General features: G+C 62.8%; 16 protein-coding genes. 5 read left to right on the top strand and 11 right to left on the bottom strand.

Annotated features, from left to right (window positions below):
• Positions 1–2: 2 nt before the first annotated feature.
• Positions 3–815: an ATP-binding cassette domain-containing protein gene (locus ASU23_RS26555; RefSeq protein WP_007727336.1), complete on the top strand. Its 813-nt coding sequence runs from the start codon at positions 3–5 to the stop codon at positions 813–815.
• 58 nt (positions 816–873) lie between these two features.
• Here ASU23_RS26555 and ASU23_RS26560 read toward each other — a convergent pair whose 3' ends face one another.
• Genes ASU23_RS26560 through ASU23_RS26575 form a run of 4 tightly spaced genes read right to left on the bottom strand, consistent with a single transcriptional unit; the run spans position 874 to position 4,569 of the window.
• A complete protein-coding gene (locus ASU23_RS26560) occupies positions 874–1,878 on the bottom strand; it encodes a Gfo/Idh/MocA family protein (protein ID WP_082661480.1) in 1,005 nt (334 codons plus the stop codon).
• A complete protein-coding gene (locus ASU23_RS26565) occupies positions 1,875–2,741 on the bottom strand; it encodes a TIM barrel protein (protein ID WP_007727332.1) in 867 nt (288 codons plus the stop codon). Before ASU23_RS26565 ends, ASU23_RS26560 begins: the two co-directional genes overlap by 4 nt.
• The gene (locus ASU23_RS26570) at positions 2,738–3,778 is read right to left on the bottom strand and encodes a Gfo/Idh/MocA family oxidoreductase (protein WP_058039059.1); all 1,041 of its coding nucleotides are present in this window, start codon (positions 3,776–3,778) and stop codon (positions 2,738–2,740) included. The genes ASU23_RS26565 and ASU23_RS26570 overlap by 4 nt, the downstream gene beginning before the upstream one ends.
• Entirely contained in the window at positions 3,778–4,569 is a 792-nt protein-coding gene (locus tag ASU23_RS26575; RefSeq protein WP_058039060.1) for an SDR family oxidoreductase, read from the bottom strand. Before ASU23_RS26575 ends, ASU23_RS26570 begins: the two co-directional genes overlap by 1 nt.
• Positions 4,570–4,644: 75 nt before the next feature.
• Here ASU23_RS26575 and ASU23_RS26580 point away from each other — a divergent pair, with 75 nt between their 5' ends.
• Entirely contained in the window at positions 4,645–5,667 is a 1,023-nt protein-coding gene (locus tag ASU23_RS26580) for a LacI family DNA-binding transcriptional regulator (protein ID WP_058039061.1), read from the top strand.
• A 58-nt stretch (positions 5,668–5,725) separates the two neighbouring features.
• Here ASU23_RS26580 and ASU23_RS26585 read toward each other — a convergent pair whose 3' ends face one another.
• The 4 genes from ASU23_RS26585 to sdhC are packed head-to-tail and all read right to left on the bottom strand — an operon-like array spanning position 5,726 to position 9,121.
• Positions 5,726–6,493, bottom strand: coding sequence for a succinate dehydrogenase iron-sulfur subunit (locus ASU23_RS26585; RefSeq protein WP_003940925.1), 768 nt, complete (start codon positions 6,491–6,493; stop codon positions 5,726–5,728).
• The gene (sdhA, locus tag ASU23_RS26590) at positions 6,493–8,244 is read right to left on the bottom strand and encodes a succinate dehydrogenase flavoprotein subunit (RefSeq protein WP_003941011.1); all 1,752 of its coding nucleotides are present in this window, start codon (positions 8,242–8,244) and stop codon (positions 6,493–6,495) included. The genes ASU23_RS26585 and sdhA overlap by 1 nt, the downstream gene beginning before the upstream one ends.
• Positions 8,245–8,259: 15 nt before the next feature.
• A complete protein-coding gene (locus ASU23_RS26595) occupies positions 8,260–8,715 on the bottom strand; it encodes a succinate dehydrogenase hydrophobic membrane anchor subunit (RefSeq protein WP_003940699.1) in 456 nt (151 codons plus the stop codon).
• Between the two features lies 1 nt (position 8,716).
• The gene (gene sdhC, locus ASU23_RS26600; RefSeq protein WP_020969155.1) at positions 8,717–9,121 is read right to left on the bottom strand and encodes a succinate dehydrogenase, cytochrome b556 subunit; all 405 of its coding nucleotides are present in this window, start codon (positions 9,119–9,121) and stop codon (positions 8,717–8,719) included.
• Between the two features lie 253 nt (positions 9,122–9,374).
• Between sdhC and ASU23_RS26605 the strand changes: the two genes are divergently transcribed.
• Genes ASU23_RS26605 through ASU23_RS26615 form a run of 3 tightly spaced genes read left to right on the top strand, consistent with a single transcriptional unit; the run spans position 9,375 to position 12,162 of the window.
• Entirely contained in the window at positions 9,375–9,779 is a 405-nt protein-coding gene (locus ASU23_RS26605) for a cytidine deaminase (protein ID WP_042449639.1), read from the top strand.
• The gene (locus tag ASU23_RS26610; RefSeq protein ID WP_003940738.1) at positions 9,772–11,067 is read left to right on the top strand and encodes a thymidine phosphorylase; all 1,296 of its coding nucleotides are present in this window, start codon (positions 9,772–9,774) and stop codon (positions 11,065–11,067) included. Before ASU23_RS26605 ends, ASU23_RS26610 begins: the two co-directional genes overlap by 8 nt.
• A 9-nt stretch (positions 11,068–11,076) precedes the next feature.
• Positions 11,077–12,162, top strand: coding sequence for an adenosine deaminase (locus ASU23_RS26615; RefSeq protein ID WP_050654872.1), 1,086 nt, complete (start codon positions 11,077–11,079; stop codon positions 12,160–12,162).
• 15 nt (positions 12,163–12,177) lie between these two features.
• Here the strand turns inward: ASU23_RS26615 and ASU23_RS26620 are convergent, their stop codons facing one another.
• From ASU23_RS26620 to ASU23_RS26630, 3 genes are read right to left on the bottom strand one after another with little or no spacing between them, the layout of a single operon-like run.
• Positions 12,178–13,416: a hypothetical protein gene (locus ASU23_RS26620; RefSeq protein ID WP_003940713.1), complete on the bottom strand. Its 1,239-nt coding sequence runs from the start codon at positions 13,414–13,416 to the stop codon at positions 12,178–12,180.
• Between the two features lie 47 nt (positions 13,417–13,463).
• On the bottom strand, positions 13,464–13,763 hold the full coding sequence (locus ASU23_RS26625; protein WP_037129075.1) for a YbaB/EbfC family nucleoid-associated protein: 300 nt from the start codon (positions 13,761–13,763) through the stop codon (positions 13,464–13,466).
• A complete protein-coding gene (locus tag ASU23_RS26630) occupies positions 13,760–14,101 on the bottom strand; it encodes a hypothetical protein (protein WP_007727323.1) in 342 nt (113 codons plus the stop codon). The genes ASU23_RS26625 and ASU23_RS26630 overlap by 4 nt, the downstream gene beginning before the upstream one ends.
• Position 14,102: the final 1 nt, after the last annotated feature.

Consider the following 14,102-nt stretch of genomic DNA (forward strand, 5'->3'; position numbering starts at 1 on the left):
ACATGAGTACCACAGCTGAAGTTCCCGCTCTCTCGAACTCGGGCGGCAACGTGCCACTGATCGAGCTCAAGGACGTCGGTAAGCAATACGGAAACATCATCGCGCTCAAGGGAATCAACCTGCGCGTCGGTGCGGGTGAAGTAACAGGCGTGCTCGGTGACAACGGCGCAGGCAAGTCCACGCTGATCAAGATCATCGCCGGTCTGCACCAACAGAGCGAAGGTGAACTACTCGTCGACGGTGAACCGACAACGTTCCACTCGCCGAAAGAAGCTCTCGGCAAAGGCATCGCGACGGTCTATCAGGACCTCGCCGTCGTTGCGTTGATGCCGGTGTGGCGCAACTTCTTCCTCGGGCAGGAACTGCGCAAGGGTGGTCTGATCAAGTCGCTCGACGCCAACGCCATGCGCGCGACGACTCTTTCGGAACTGTCGAAGATGGGCATCGAACTACCTGACGTCGACGCACCGATCGGTAGTCTCTCGGGCGGTCAGCGTCAGTGTGTTGCCATCGCCCGCGCCATCTTCTTCGGCGCGCGCGTGCTGATTCTCGACGAGCCGACAGCAGCGCTCGGCGTCAAGCAGTCGGGAATGGTGTTGCGCTACATCACCGCTGCCAAGGAACAGGGATTCGGCGTCATCTTCATCACGCACAATCCGCACCACGCGTACATGGTCGGCGATCACTTCGTGCTCCTCAACCGAGGCAGGCAGAAGCTTGACGCCAAGTACGACGACATCTCACTCGAAGAACTGACCAAGGAGATGGCGGGCGGTGACGAGCTCGAGACGCTGACCCACGAGCTTCGCCGCTAGATCAAAACCTCGCGACTACAGCCTCGGTTCGAATCGAACCGAGGCTGTAGCCGTTTCGTCAGAGGATGGTCGTCGGCCGAACCCCGAGGCCGGAATGCATGTACGCCTCGTCGATCATCGTCATGTTGGCTACCGCGTCGCCCGGCCCGATCGGCAGCGCCGAGACCCCGGACAGATGATCGGCGAACGCTTCGAGTTGATAGGTGTGCGACGACTTCGTGCCCAGATGCTCGACGCTCGTGCGCCCACCGGCCGTGACGGAGACACGGTCGTCGATGTCCGGCTGCAGGAAGTTGTGCACCAGGACGTCTCCTTCAGTGCCGAATACTCGGAAGGTGAAGTGATACCGCTCGTCCAACATCGTGGTCACCACGGATGCCGTGGCGCCGCTGGGGTATTCGAGTTCGATGTCGAACCACGAATCGACCCCCGGAGCGTATTCCTCGTGGCGGGTCCCGGTCACCACTGGCGCACCGCCACAGACGTCACTCAGCGTCCGGGAAGCATGTAACCCGTAGCAGCCCAGGTCCATCAGTGACCCGCCTGCCAATGCGAGCTCCCACCGCGGGTCGTTCTCGGATGGTGTGGGCATCCGCAGTACGGTTTCCACCCGAGTGACCGCGCCGACTGTGCCGCTCCGAACCACATCCAGCAGGCGCCGGTTCACCGGATGAAAGAGGTAGTGAAACCCCTCGAGGAGCGTCACTCCGCTCACGCGCGCTGCCTCGCCTACAGCACGCGCTTCCACCGCATTGCTCGAAAACGGTTTCTCCGTCAGCACGTGCTTGCCGGCCTGAACGGCGGCGAGATTCCATGGTCCGTGCAGGCTGTTGGGCAGCGCGTTGTAGACGACGTCCACCTCCGGATCCGAGATCAGTTCCGCGTACGAACCGACCACCCGTTCGATCCCATGCTGGGCCGCATAGGCTCTGGCACGCTCGGGGTCGCGTGCGGCAACGGCCACCAGGCGGTGCCCGGTGGCCGTTGCAGGTTTGATCATCGCGTTCTCGGCGATGCGTGAGGCTCCCAGAATGCCTATCCGCAGCGGGGTAGGAGGTGTCACAGAACCGACCGCAGATACTCGACGCTCGCTCGCACATCGCGCACCGGTCCCTCGTCCGACGGCGCTTCGGCCAGAATGGTGTCCTGCTCGAGCACGTACCACCCGTCGAAACCGTGGCGCTGCAATATGGCTGTGACACCGGCGATGTCGACGTCGCCGCCACCGAGTGGACGGTACATTCCCGCCTTCACGCCGTCGGTGTAGGTGAGCTCACCTCTGCGAACGCGTGATGCGAGGGCATCGTCGACGTCCTTGAGATGCACGTGGGTGATGCGCTCGGGAGCTTGACGCGCCAGGTCGACCGGATCGGTGCCGCCGATCAACAGGTGGCCGGTGTCCAGGCACAGGGGGATGGCCGAGCCGTCGAGCACTCGCAGGACCTCGTCGCGCTGCTCGATCATCGTTCCGACGTGAGGGTGGACAACTGCCCTGATTCCGCGCTCGGCCGCGGCGTCGGTGAGGCGATCGAGATTGTGCAGCAGGGTTTTCCAACTCTGCTCGTCCAGTTCCGGGCGTGAATCGTAGCCGTCGGAACCCGTCGCGGCGGCCAGGACCAAAACTTCGGCACCCGAGGCGACGAAACCATCGAGGATGGGGGAGATGCCGGGAACCGGATCATGATCGCGATCATGCAGCAGTACCGGTGCGAACCCGCCGACTGCGCTCAGATCGTGATCCGCGAGCACCTTGGCCATTTCGGCGGGTGCAGTCGGCAGAAAGCCCTCCGGTCCGATTTCCGTTGCCGCCAGACCGACTTCGCGCATTTCCCGGAGGACTTGCGCAGGGTCGAGCTGGTAGCCCCAGCCCGGGACTTCGCACACGCCCCAGGAGATCGGTGCGCCGGCGATGCGAGGAGTGCTCATGTGTGTGCCTCATTCTTGTCGTGAAGGAACAGATCTTTGACTTCGGTGATCGTGACGGGCCGACCCTCGCGCAGAGAGTGCGTTGCAGCTTCGGAGATCCAGGCCGACTCGACCGCATCTGCGGGCGTGCACGGTGATTCCCGACGCCCGGCGACAACGCCGAGGAATGCTTCGAGTTCCGCACGGTAGGCGGACGTGAGGCGGTCCATGAAGAACGTGTACGGCTCCTTCGAGGGGAACGATGTTTCGGGGTCGAGAGAGCGGAGTGGCAAGCGGTCGTCCAGCCCGGCAACGACGGAGTCCGCCGAGCCGAGTACCTCGAGTCGGCAGTCGTAGCCGCGGCCGTTGTAGCGGGTATTCGACACGACCGCGATGGTTCCGCCTTCGAAAGTGAGAACCGTTGCGGCGGTGTCGACGTCACCGGCATCGGCGATCCCGCGATCACCCTGATTCGAGCCGGTGGCAAAAACCGTGGTGACTTCGCGGCCGCTGATCCACCGGACGATGTCGAAGTCGTGGATCGAGCAGTCGCGGAAGATGCCGCCGGAGTGTTCGATGTACGAGATCGGCGGGGGAGCGGGGTCGAGGGTGGTCGATCGGAGAGTGTGGATCCAACCGAGTTCTCCAGATCGAACCGCGTCGTACGCCGCCACAAATGACGGGTCGAATCGGCGCTGAAATCCGATCTGGACTGGTACCGACGTCTGTTCGGCAGTCGCGAGTACACGAACGGAGGATTCGATGGAGTCGGCTACCGGCTTTTCGCAGAACGTCGGGATGTCTAGGCGGACAGCGGCTTCGATCAATTCGGCATGTGAACTCGACGACGCGGCGATCAGAACGCCGTCGATGCCCGACGCGAGAAGAGCCGCCGGGTCAGTAGCGGACTGCACATCGAGTTCGGTTGCCACGTCCGAGGTTCGACGTGCGTCGACATCGGTGACAACCAGTGCGTCGACGCCGTTTAGCGTCAGTAGATTTCGGGCGTGGTAGCTGCCGATTCGTCCGAGGCCGACGACTCCGATACGAGCGCCCATCAGTCCAGCCCTCCGAAGACGTTCTGGTCCCAGTCGATGATCGAACCCGTCACGACTCCGCTGCGATCGGAGAGCAGGAAGACGACGAAGTCGGCGATTTCGTCGACCTGTCCGAGCTTGCCCATGGGGAGGGTGCTGCCCGCGCGTTCCTGCCAGTCGTCACCAGCGTCGTGAAAAGCTCTCTGCGTGAGGTCTTCACCCTCGGTCTGTGTCCACCCGATGTCGAGACCGTTGATCCGGATACGATCCCAGCGATGCGCATGGGCCGCGTTGCGGGTCAGCCCCGCCAGCCCGGCCTTCGCTGCCACGTACGGCGCGAGATACGGCTGCCCGCCGAGTTCGGACGTGGAGATGATGTTGACGATGGACCCGGGGACCGCACGCTCGCGCATGTCTTTGACTGCTGCCTGCATCGTGAAGAACGGACCGCGAAGGTTCACCGCGATGTGCTGGTCGAAGAGTTCTTCGGTGGTGTCGAGCAGCGTTCCGCGTGAAGTGAGCCCGGCGGAATTGACCAGAGCATCCACGCGGCCGAAGTGAGAGATCGTCTCGGCCACGCTGTCGAGCGCGGAATCCGTTTGTGCCACATCGGCTTCGATGAAGTGAGTTCCCGGAAGTTCTGCCTCGAGAGTCTTTCCGACGTCAGGGCGTCGGCCGGTGAAAGCCACCTGCGCGCCCTCACGGACAGCGGCACGTACGACGCCGGCGCCGACGCCTTGCGAGCCACCACTGACCAGTACGACAGTGTCGGCCAGGAGTGCGGGCCTGATTACGCCCGGCGGAGAAGTCATGGGTTTAGTCTGGCTGTGACGAAGACCTCGAGCAACAGCAAAAAACCATCAAATATCCATCATTGTGAGGTAGTTGTGGCGCATCGATTCAAAGTACGGGAGATCGCTCAGCAGTCGGGCCTGAGTGAGGCCACCGTCGACCGGGTGCTCAACGACCGTCCTGGAGTTCGCGACGGCACACGATCGGAGGTTCGCCAGGCGATCACGGACCTGGAACGTCAACGCTCGCAACTGAAACTAGTCGGTCGCACGTTCATCGTCGACGTCGTGTTGCAAACTCCCGCACGGTTTTCCGACGCCGTCCGCGATGCGCTCGAGGCCGAACTGCCGACCCTTGCGCCCGCTGTGGTGCGGTCCCGGTTTCACTTTCGTGAAACCGGTTCGGTAGAAGCGATGACATCGACGCTCGACAAGATTCGCCGACGCGGGTCCCACGGTGTCATCGTCAAGGCTCCCGACACTGCGGAAGTCGTGGCGGCGATCGATCGGCTCGTGGCGGCAAAGATTCCGGTCGTCACGTTGGTGACCGACGTTGCCGGCAGCAGGCGAGCCGCTTACATCGGCATCGACAACCGAGCCGCCGGAGCCACCGCCGCGTATTTGATCGATCAGTGGCTGGGGGATCGGGACGGCAACGTGCTGGTCAGCATGAGCAGCGGGTTCTTCCGCGGGGAGGAAGAACGGGAGATGGGATTTCGCTCCGCCATGCGACTCTCGGCTCCGCATCGACGGTTGATCGACATTCCGAACAGTGACGGTCTGGATCAGACGAGTAGGAAACTGGTGCGAGCGGCACTCGAATCCGATCCGCAGATCCGTGCCGTGTATTCGATCGGTGGTGGCAACCTGGCCACGGTCGACGCGTTCGAAGAACTGAACCGGGAGTGCAGTGTCTTCATCGCCCACGATCTCGACGGTGACAATCGAAAGTTGCTGGGGGAGAGGCGAATATCAGCGGTGCTCCACCACGATCTGCGTGCGGATGTTCGCACTGCCTGTCAGGTGGTCATGAAGGAACACGGCGCCATGGGCGCTCACTTCGGCTTTACGACGTCACCGGTTCAAGTTGTGACACCGCTCAACATGCCCCCGACATAGCTGTGCGCGGTCAAGGAGTCCGGAGACTCCCTAACCGCGCACAGGGCCGAAGGCCTGACTATCGAGCGAAGAGCAGTGCTCGCTTGACTTCCTGAATAGCCTTTGTCACCTGGATGCCGCGGGGGCACGCGTCGGTGCAGTTGAACGTGGTGCGGCAACGCCACACGCCGTCCTTGTCGTTCAGGATGTCGAGACGCTCGGAAGCGGCCTCGTCACGGCTGTCGAAGATGAACCGGTGTGCGTTGACGATGGCAGCGGGACCGAAGTAGCTGCCGTCGCTCCAGTACACGGGGCACGACGTGGTGCAGCATGCGCAGAGGATGCACTTCGTCGTGTCGTCGAAACGAGCACGGTCGTGCTGGCTCTGGATGCGCTCACGAGTGGGCTCGTTGCCACTGGTGATGAGGAACGGCTTCACGGCGCGGAATGCGTCGAAGAAGGGTTCCATGTCGACAACCAGGTCCTTCTCGACGGGCAGGCCCTTGATGGGCTCGACCGTGATGGTGACCGGCTTGCCGTCCTTGGGCAGCATGTCCTTCATCAGCAGCTTGCAGGCCAGACGGTTCACACCGTTGATCCGCATGGCGTCCGATCCACAGACACCGTGTGCGCAGCTGCGACGGAACGTGAGGGTGCCGTCGAGGTAACCCTTTACGTACAGCAGCAGGTTGAGCAGACGGTCGGTGGGCAGTGCCGGGACCTGGAAACTGTCCCAGTGCTGGCCCTCGCCCGATTCGGGGTTCATCCGCGCGATCTTGAGAGTGACCATGACGGCCCCCTCGGGAACAGCGGGGAGTTTGGGTGCATCTACAGCAGGCGCAGACATCAGTACTTACGCTCCATCGGCTCGTAGCGGGTCTGGATCACCGGCTTGTAGTCCAGACGGATGTCGGAGAGCAGGCCGTCACCCTCCTTGTACGCCATCGTGTGCTTCATGTACTCGGCGTCGTTGCGATCCGGGAAGTCCTCGCGAGCGTGGCCGCCACGCGATTCCTTGCGGTTGAGGGCGCCGACGACGGTGACCTCTGCCATTTCGAGGAGGAAGCCCAGCTCGATGGCCTCGAGCAGGTCGCTGTTGTAGCGCTTGCCCTTGTCCTGGACCGTGATGTGGTTGTAGCGCTCCTTGAGAGCACGCACATCCTTGAGTGCCTGGGTGAGGCGCTCTTCGGTGCGGAAGACGGAGGCGTTGTTGTCCATCGACTGCTGAAGCTCGGTGCGGATGTCCGCAACGCGCTCGTGGCCGTGATCGGACAGGATGACGCCGACCCAGTCTTCGACCATCGCGGCCGGGGTTTCCGGCATGTCGACGAACTCGGTGGAGTTCGCGTACTCGGCGGCAGCGATGCCGGCGCGACGGCCGAACACGTTGATGTCGAGGAGCGAGTTGGTACCGAGACGGTTTGCACCGTGTACGGATACACAGGCGCATTCGCCGGCCGCGTACAGACCCTTGACGATCTCGTCGTTGTTGCGCAGCACCTCACCGTTGATCTTGGTGGGGATACCGCCCATGACGTAGTGGCACGTCGGGTAGACGGGCACGGGCTCCTTGACGGGGTCCACGCCGAGGTAGGTGCGCGAGAACTCCATGATGTCGGGGAGCTTCTCGTCGAGAACTTCCTCGGGGATGTGCGTCACGTCGATGTAGACGTAGTCCTTGTTCGGGCCGGCGCCGCGGCCTTCTAGAACCTCGAGGACCATCGAACGGGCCACGATGTCACGCGGAGCGAGGTCCTTGATGGTGGGTGCGTAACGCTCCATGAAGCGTTCACCGTCGGCATTACGGAGAATGCCACCTTCACCGCGGACGGCTTCCGAGATCAGGATGCCGAGACCGGCGAGTCCTGTCGGGTGGAACTGGTGGAACTCCATGTCCTCGAGGGGCAGGCCCTTGCGGAAGATGATGCCCATGCCGTCACCGGTGAGGGTGTGCGCGTTGGACGTCGTCTTGTACATGCGTCCCGAGCCGCCGGTCGCGAAGACGATCGACTTGGCGTGGAAGATGTGCAGCTCGCCGGTCGAGAGCTCGTAGCAGATGACACCGGTGGCAACCGGGCCGTCCTCGGTCTCGGTGATGGCGATGTCGAGCGCGTAGAACTCGTTGAAGAACTCGACGTCGTGCTTGACGCAGTTCTGGTAGAGCGTCTGCAGGATCATGTGACCGGTGCGGTCGGCGGCGTAACACGCACGGCGGACGGGTGCCTTGCCGTGGTCGCGTGTGTGGCCACCGAATCGACGCTGGTCGATCTTGCCTTCGGGCGTGCGGTTGAACGGCAGACCCATCTTCTCGAGGTCGAGCACCGCATCGATGGCCTCCTTGGCCATGATCTCGACGGCGTCCTGGTCGGCGAGGTAGTCGCCGCCCTTGACGGTGTCGAAGGTGTGCCACTCCCAGTTGTCTTCCTCCACGTTCGCCAGTGCGGCACACATGCCGCCCTGGGCCGCGCCGGTGTGGCTGCGGGTGGGGTAGAGCTTGGTCAGTACGGCCGTGCGGGCACGGGGGCCAGCTTCGATTGCCGCACGCATGCCTGCGCCACCGGCGCCGACGATGACCACGTCATAACGATGTTCCTGCATGAAGTCTGTGCTCCCCTAGCTCGCCGAGATATTGGGGTCGAAGGTGAAGATGACGTACGTGCCCAGGCCCATGATCAGGATCATCGAGAGAACGAGGATCGTGGTCAGCCAGAAGCGCGTGGAGTCCTTGCGGGAGTAGTCCGCGATGACCGTGCGCAGACCGTTACCGCCGTGCAGCTGTGCCAGCCACAACATCGTCAGATCCCAGAACTGCCAGAACGGGCTGGACCAGCGACCTGCGACGAACGCGAAGTTCAGACGGTGAACGCCACCGTCGAGCATCAGCATGATGAACATGTGGCCCAGGACCAGAACGATCAGGGCGACGCCGGAGAAGCGCATGAACAGCCATGCGTACAACTCGAAGTTGTTCCGAGCCTTCGCGCGCGGGGACCGCGGGTTGTCCAGGCTTGCGGGACGGTCGTATGAGGTGCCCAGGCTCTTGGCTTCGGGTCCGTGAGTAGTCGCCATGTCAGTGCTCCGCAAACATGTTGATGAGGATGCGTCCGGCGCCTGGGATCATCACCAGGAACCAGATCGTCAGAATGGTCCAGAGCATGACGCGCTGGTACTTCGGGCCCTTCGACCAGAAGTCCACCAACATCACGCGCACGCCGTTGAGGGCGTGGTAGAGGACTACGCCGACGAGGCCGATCTCCATGAGGCCGACGAGGGGGTTCTTGTACGTGTCGATGACGGCGTCGTACGTATCGGGATTGACCCGAACGAGTGCCGTATCGAGAACGTGTACGAATAGGAAGAAGAAAGTAGCGACGCCTGTGATCCGGTGTAGAACCCAGGACCACATTCCGGGGTCGCCCCGGTAAAGCGACCTCGTGCGCTCCTTCTGAGGAGCGGCTTCAGTCGTAGTACTCATCGAGTGCTGTGCCTCCAACGTCATTGGTGGACGCGTCGAGCCTGCAGAGAGCTTCGATGTACCTCAGCCCGGGCTCGACGGGATCCTGAACCGACTTGACTCAGACTCTAAACCTATGTGAAACCGGGAACTAATCAGATGCGGGATTCGTACGCGTACCAAACTCTTTGTAAGGTTTGCCTTTCCAATCTCGCCGAGACTGTTTCGGCGTGGTTTCTGCATCCATTCAGTCGGCGTGATTGGATAACGAACCATGGGCGACATCGACTGGAAGTTGTTGCGGCACAACGCGCAAGTGGTCATGCGGCAGGCTTATGCACCGTACTCGGGCTATGCAGTGGGTGCAGCTGCCCTGGTAGACGATGGTCGGATCGTCTCAGGATGCAATGTGGAAAATGTCTCATACGGTTTGAGCCTGTGTGCCGAATGTGGACTCGTCGGTAACTTGGCCGCCACCGGGGGCGGGCGGCTGATTGCCTTCACGTGCTGCGACGCGAAGGGCTCGATTCTGATGCCGTGCGGCCGGTGCAGACAGCTTCTCCTCGAGCACGGCGGGGGTGAGATGCTTGTCGACACGAGCAGTGGGTTCAAGCCGCTGAGCGAGCTGTTGCCTGATGCTTTCGGGCCGGAACAAGCAGAGGGGCTCCGCCATGTTTGACGCAGTTTCCATCATCGGCGCCAAGCGTGACGGCCGCGAGCTGTCGGGAACCGAGATCGACTGGATAGTTCAGGCGTTCACACAGGGGATCGTCGGTGACGAGCAGATGTCGGCGCTCGCGATGGCGATCTATTTCCGAGGAATGTCGCGAGCAGAGACCGGCCGATGGACCGAGGCGATGATCGAATCCGGCGGGAGGATGGACTTTTCGGACTTGCCGCTGCCCACCGTCGACAAGCATTCGACCGGTGGAGTGGGGGACAAGATCACCCTTCCGCTTGCACCCCTCGTCGCTGCCTGTGGTCTTGCAGTCCCGCAGTTGTCGGGCCGCGGACTCGGCCACACCGGTGGAACTCTCGACAAGCTCGAGGCCATTCCAGGTTGGCGAGCCGAGCTCACGGCGACGGAGATGGTCGACATTCTCTCGGATCCGAAAATCGGCGCGGTGATCTGCGCTGCCGGAGCGAATCTGGCCCCCGCGGACAAGAAGCTCTACGCGCTGCGCGACGTGACCGGAACGGTGGAATCCATTCCGCTGATCGCAAGTTCGATCATGAGCAAGAAGATTGCCGAGGGAACCGGCGCCCTGGTGCTCGACGTCAAGGTCGGTTCCGGAGCGTTCATGAAGGACCTCGGCGACGCGCGAGAGTTGGCACGCACGATGGTCGAGCTTGGCAACGACGCCGGCGTGCGTACAAGCGCTCTCATCACCGGGATGGACACCCCGCTCGGATTGACGGCGGGCAACGCCCTCGAGGTACGTGAATCCGTCGAGGTGCTGGCAGGCGGCGGGCCGTCGGACGTCGTCGAGCTGACCCTGGTCCTGGCTCGGGAGATGCTGTCAGCGGCTGGGATCGACGGTATCGACCCCGCCGACAAACTGGCCGACGGCACGGCAATGGACCGGTGGCGCGCGATGATCGCCGCACAAGGTGGGGACCCACACGCGACGCTGCCGGTGGCCCGGCACAGCGACGTCGTCACCGCGGACCGAGACGGCGTACTGACCCGACTCGACGCCATGGCGGTGGGCATCGCGGCCTGGAAACTGGGAGCCGGACGCGAACGGCAGGGCGAAGCCGTTCAGGCCGGTGCCGGCATCGAGATGCATGCAAAGCCTGGCGACGTGGTCCGTGCCGGGCAGAAGCTGATGACACTGCACACCGACACTCCCGAGAGATTTGATGCAGCGCGACGAAGCCTCGGCGGTGGATGGTCGATCGGGACCGATTCCGACACCGTTTCGCGACCGTTGCTCATCGAGCGAATTGTGGGTGATTCGCGTTAGCGTTGGCGAATGAACGCACCGGAGTTGACCACGATCCGCAGCGCACCCAAAGTTCTTCTCCACGATCATCTCGACGGAGGACTCCGACCCGAGACCGTTCTCGAACTGGCCGAGCAATGTGGCTACGACGAGCTGCCGGCGAATACGGCATCCGAACTGGCGCAATGGTTCCGAACTGCCGCTGACAGTGGATCGCTCGAGCTCTACCTCGAAACGTTCGCGCACACAGTCGCCGTGATGCAGACCCCCGAAGGGCTTGCACGGGTGGCACGTGAGTGTGCCGAGGATCTGGCCGACGACAACGTCGTCTATGCCGAGGTCCGTTTTGCGCCCGAGCAGCACCTGGAACAAGGCCTGAGTTTGGACGAGGTCGTCGAGCACGTTCTCGAAGGTTTCCGGGCCGGCGAATCCGCTGCCAGGGTCGCGGGACGGGAGATCCGCATCGGCTGTCTTCTCACGGCGATGAGGCATGCCGCGCGGTCGCGGGAGATCGCCGAACTCGCGGTGCGATTCCGGGACCGCGGGGTTGTCGGGTTCGACATCGCCGGTGCCGAGGCCGGTAACCCACCGAGCCGGCACCTCGATGCTTTCGAGTACATGCGTGATGCGAACGCTCACTTCACGATTCACGCGGGTGAGGCTTTCGGGTTGCCGTCGATCCACGAAGCCATCGCCTTCTGCGGAGCGGATCGGTTGGGCCACGGCGTGCGGATCGTGGACGACATCGACGTAGGAGTGCAAGGTGGGGCAGAGTTGGGTCGGCTCGCGAACTACGTCCGTGACATGCGCATTCCCCTGGAACTGTGCCCGAGTTCGAACGTGCAGACCGGGGCCGTAGCCGCCCTGGCGGACCATCCGTTCGGACTCTTGGCGGACTTGCGCTTCCGAGTGACCGTCAACACCGACAACAGGCTGATGAGCGACACCACCATGAGCCGGGAAATGGCCGCGTTGGTCGAGACCTTCGGTTACGGATGGACCGATCTCGAACGCTTCACCATCAACGCGATGAAGTCGGCCTTCATCCCGTTCGACGAGCGCCTCGCGTTGATCGACGACGTCATCAAGCCGGGCTACGCCGTGCTCATCGGCTAGATGACGTGCGCCCGACTACTCAGATCGAAGCCGGGCCTCGAACTCGCGTTCGAGTTCGCGCCAGGCCTCGGATTCCTTGGTGAACGGCGCACTCGGAGCCATCCGCGACGGATCGGGGTTGAGGAGGTACGAGACGTACCAACCCAGCTCGTTCGACGCGGACAGAGCCTCCTCGGTGGAGTCGTCGTCGGCGAAATCTGCTGCATCGGTGAACAATTCGACTGCGAGTTCCAGCTGCTCGGCATCTACGACGTCCGGGCCCTGGGCGAGGTCGTCGGCGATACCGGGCAGAACGTAGACGTTCTCGTCCGTGACCTCGATTTCGAGTGAACCGTCGACGGCCGCATTCTGAATTTCGCCGTACGTACTGACCTGCGAGAGATCGTGTTCGTGGTTGTCGGCGAGGTAGCGAGCGAGTGCGCGCTCGCTACGGAAGACGGTGATCAGTCCGTCCTTGCCGAGGAAGATCGCCTGATCTCCCATGTAGCAGCGCAGAGTGTAGAACGTCTCGGCCGAGGTGATGATGCGGATCGGGTCGACACCGACCTCACCCCAGAAGGTCTCGACTTCGTCTTCGTCCTCTTCGAGGTCGTCTTCGTCGAATTCCTCGTCCTCGCCCTCCTCGGCGACATCGTCGGCGTCGACGGTGTTCTCGGCGGCAGCGAGCAGTTCAGCTTCGGCGACCGCCACAGCAGCTGCATCGACCTTCGGGGAGGTGACCACCTTGTCGATGGCGTCGAGAACGGCGTCCCAGTCCTTGACGATCGCAGCGCCGACCTGGTCCCACAGCTCCAGGCCTTCGCGGCCTTCGAAGGTGCCGGCGCCGGTGGCAAGCGCGCCGAGTACCGGATGGCCGCTGAAGAAGCGGATGACCGCGTCGAGTTCGCACACCTCACCGATGTTGCGAGCCATGTTCAGGGTGTCTTCGAGTTCCGAGACCACCAGTGCCTCAGGGTCACCTGCGGCCAGTTCCGGCACGCCGACGAAGTCGAACGTGAAGTTCTCTTCCGGTTCCAACTCGGCTGCCGACAGTCCGGAGACGACGGCCCACGCCGGATGCTCGACCAGGTCGTTGTCGGAGTCCGTTCGGATGAAGGCCGCGAGTTCCGCGACGGAGGAGAACCCGTAGAGGTCTTCCTCATGGCCGAGAAACGCTTCCCACTCGTCGTCGCCCTCGCGCCAGCGGGGTGCCCACAAAGTGACGAGGTCTCCGTCGGTGAGTCCGATTTCGATAGGGACGATGTCTCCAGCCATGGGCGGAAGCCTATCCACCGCAGAGCGAAAGGCATAGCGGGGGTTCGTCACGTTTGTTTCAGTGCCACTCGGAGCTCACTGACCAGTCGCTCTCGTTCGTCGTTGGACTGTTGAACTGCCTGGTGAATTGTTGCCACCGTCAATGCGGCCACCGTGCGAGAATTCATCGCGGTGATTGCGTCGGTAATCCGTAGGTCGACCAGAGCGCCCAGCCCGTCGACAGTCGCCGTGACTATCCCGCCCTCGCTCGAGACGACTGCCCGCAGAGCGCCGACCCCGTCGACGGCTTCCTGCAAGAGTCCGGTCCGGTGTTTCGCCAGCTCCATGATTCGATCAATCTCGCTCATATCGAACGCATCCAGCTCGACGGAAGGTTCTGGCCCTCGGCGGCGTCGACATCGGCCAGTTCGTCTCGGGTCGGTAGACCGAGCCGATCGAGGATCGCTGCCGGGACTCCGGTCTCCTCGAGCTCCACACGATGGCGGGCGCCGGCTTCGATTGCTGCATTTGAGCACAGCGTGAGTATCTGCTGCGCTAACCGCTGCCCGCCGTACCGCAGTTCGTCCTGGCTGATCCTCAGGTCCACGGGCACGGCGTGCTCCGTGGCGCGGACCGCGATGGTTCCGTTGCGGTTGACGGCTACGGCTGTGGTGATCGGCGGTGATTCGCGCTTGTTCTCGGGCATG

Source organism: Rhodococcus sp. KB6, from assembly GCF_001445685.1.
In the GTDB taxonomy this organism is placed as follows: Bacteria; Actinomycetota; Actinomycetes; order Mycobacteriales; family Mycobacteriaceae; genus Rhodococcus_F; species Rhodococcus_F qingshengii.

What these genes read in the sequence shown, in the direction of transcription:
- ASU23_RS26555 (WP_007727336.1), top strand. Translation starts at nt 3, where the DNA reads ATGAGTACCACAGCTGAAGTTCCCGCTCTCTCGAACTCGGGCGGCAAC.
- ASU23_RS26565 (WP_007727332.1), bottom strand. Translation starts at nt 2,741, where the DNA reads ATGAGCACTCCTCGCATCGCCGGCGCACCGATCTCCTGGGGCGTGTGC.
- ASU23_RS26570 (WP_058039059.1), bottom strand. Translation starts at nt 3,778, where the DNA reads ATGGGCGCTCGTATCGGAGTCGTCGGCCTCGGACGAATCGGCAGCTAC.
- ASU23_RS26575 (WP_058039060.1), bottom strand. Translation starts at nt 4,569, where the DNA reads ATGACTTCTCCGCCGGGCGTAATCAGGCCCGCACTCCTGGCCGACACT.
- ASU23_RS26585 (WP_003940925.1), bottom strand. Translation starts at nt 6,493, where the DNA reads ATGTCTGCGCCTGCTGTAGATGCACCCAAACTCCCCGCTGTTCCCGAG.
- sdhA (WP_003941011.1), bottom strand. Translation starts at nt 8,244, where the DNA reads ATGCAGGAACATCGTTATGACGTGGTCATCGTCGGCGCCGGTGGCGCA.
- ASU23_RS26595 (WP_003940699.1), bottom strand. Translation starts at nt 8,715, where the DNA reads ATGGCGACTACTCACGGACCCGAAGCCAAGAGCCTGGGCACCTCATAC.
- sdhC (WP_020969155.1), bottom strand. Translation starts at nt 9,121, where the DNA reads ATGAGTACTACGACTGAAGCCGCTCCTCAGAAGGAGCGCACGAGGTCG.
- ASU23_RS26605 (WP_042449639.1), top strand. Translation starts at nt 9,375, where the DNA reads ATGGGCGACATCGACTGGAAGTTGTTGCGGCACAACGCGCAAGTGGTC.
- ASU23_RS26610 (WP_003940738.1), top strand. Translation starts at nt 9,772, where the DNA reads ATGTTTGACGCAGTTTCCATCATCGGCGCCAAGCGTGACGGCCGCGAG.
- ASU23_RS26615 (WP_050654872.1), top strand. Translation starts at nt 11,077, where the DNA reads ATGAACGCACCGGAGTTGACCACGATCCGCAGCGCACCCAAAGTTCTT.
- ASU23_RS26620 (WP_003940713.1), bottom strand. Translation starts at nt 13,416, where the DNA reads ATGGCTGGAGACATCGTCCCTATCGAAATCGGACTCACCGACGGAGAC.
- ASU23_RS26625 (WP_037129075.1), bottom strand. Translation starts at nt 13,763, where the DNA reads ATGAGCGAGATTGATCGAATCATGGAGCTGGCGAAACACCGGACCGGA.
- ASU23_RS26630 (WP_007727323.1), bottom strand. Translation starts at nt 14,101, where the DNA reads ATGCCCGAGAACAAGCGCGAATCACCGCCGATCACCACAGCCGTAGCC.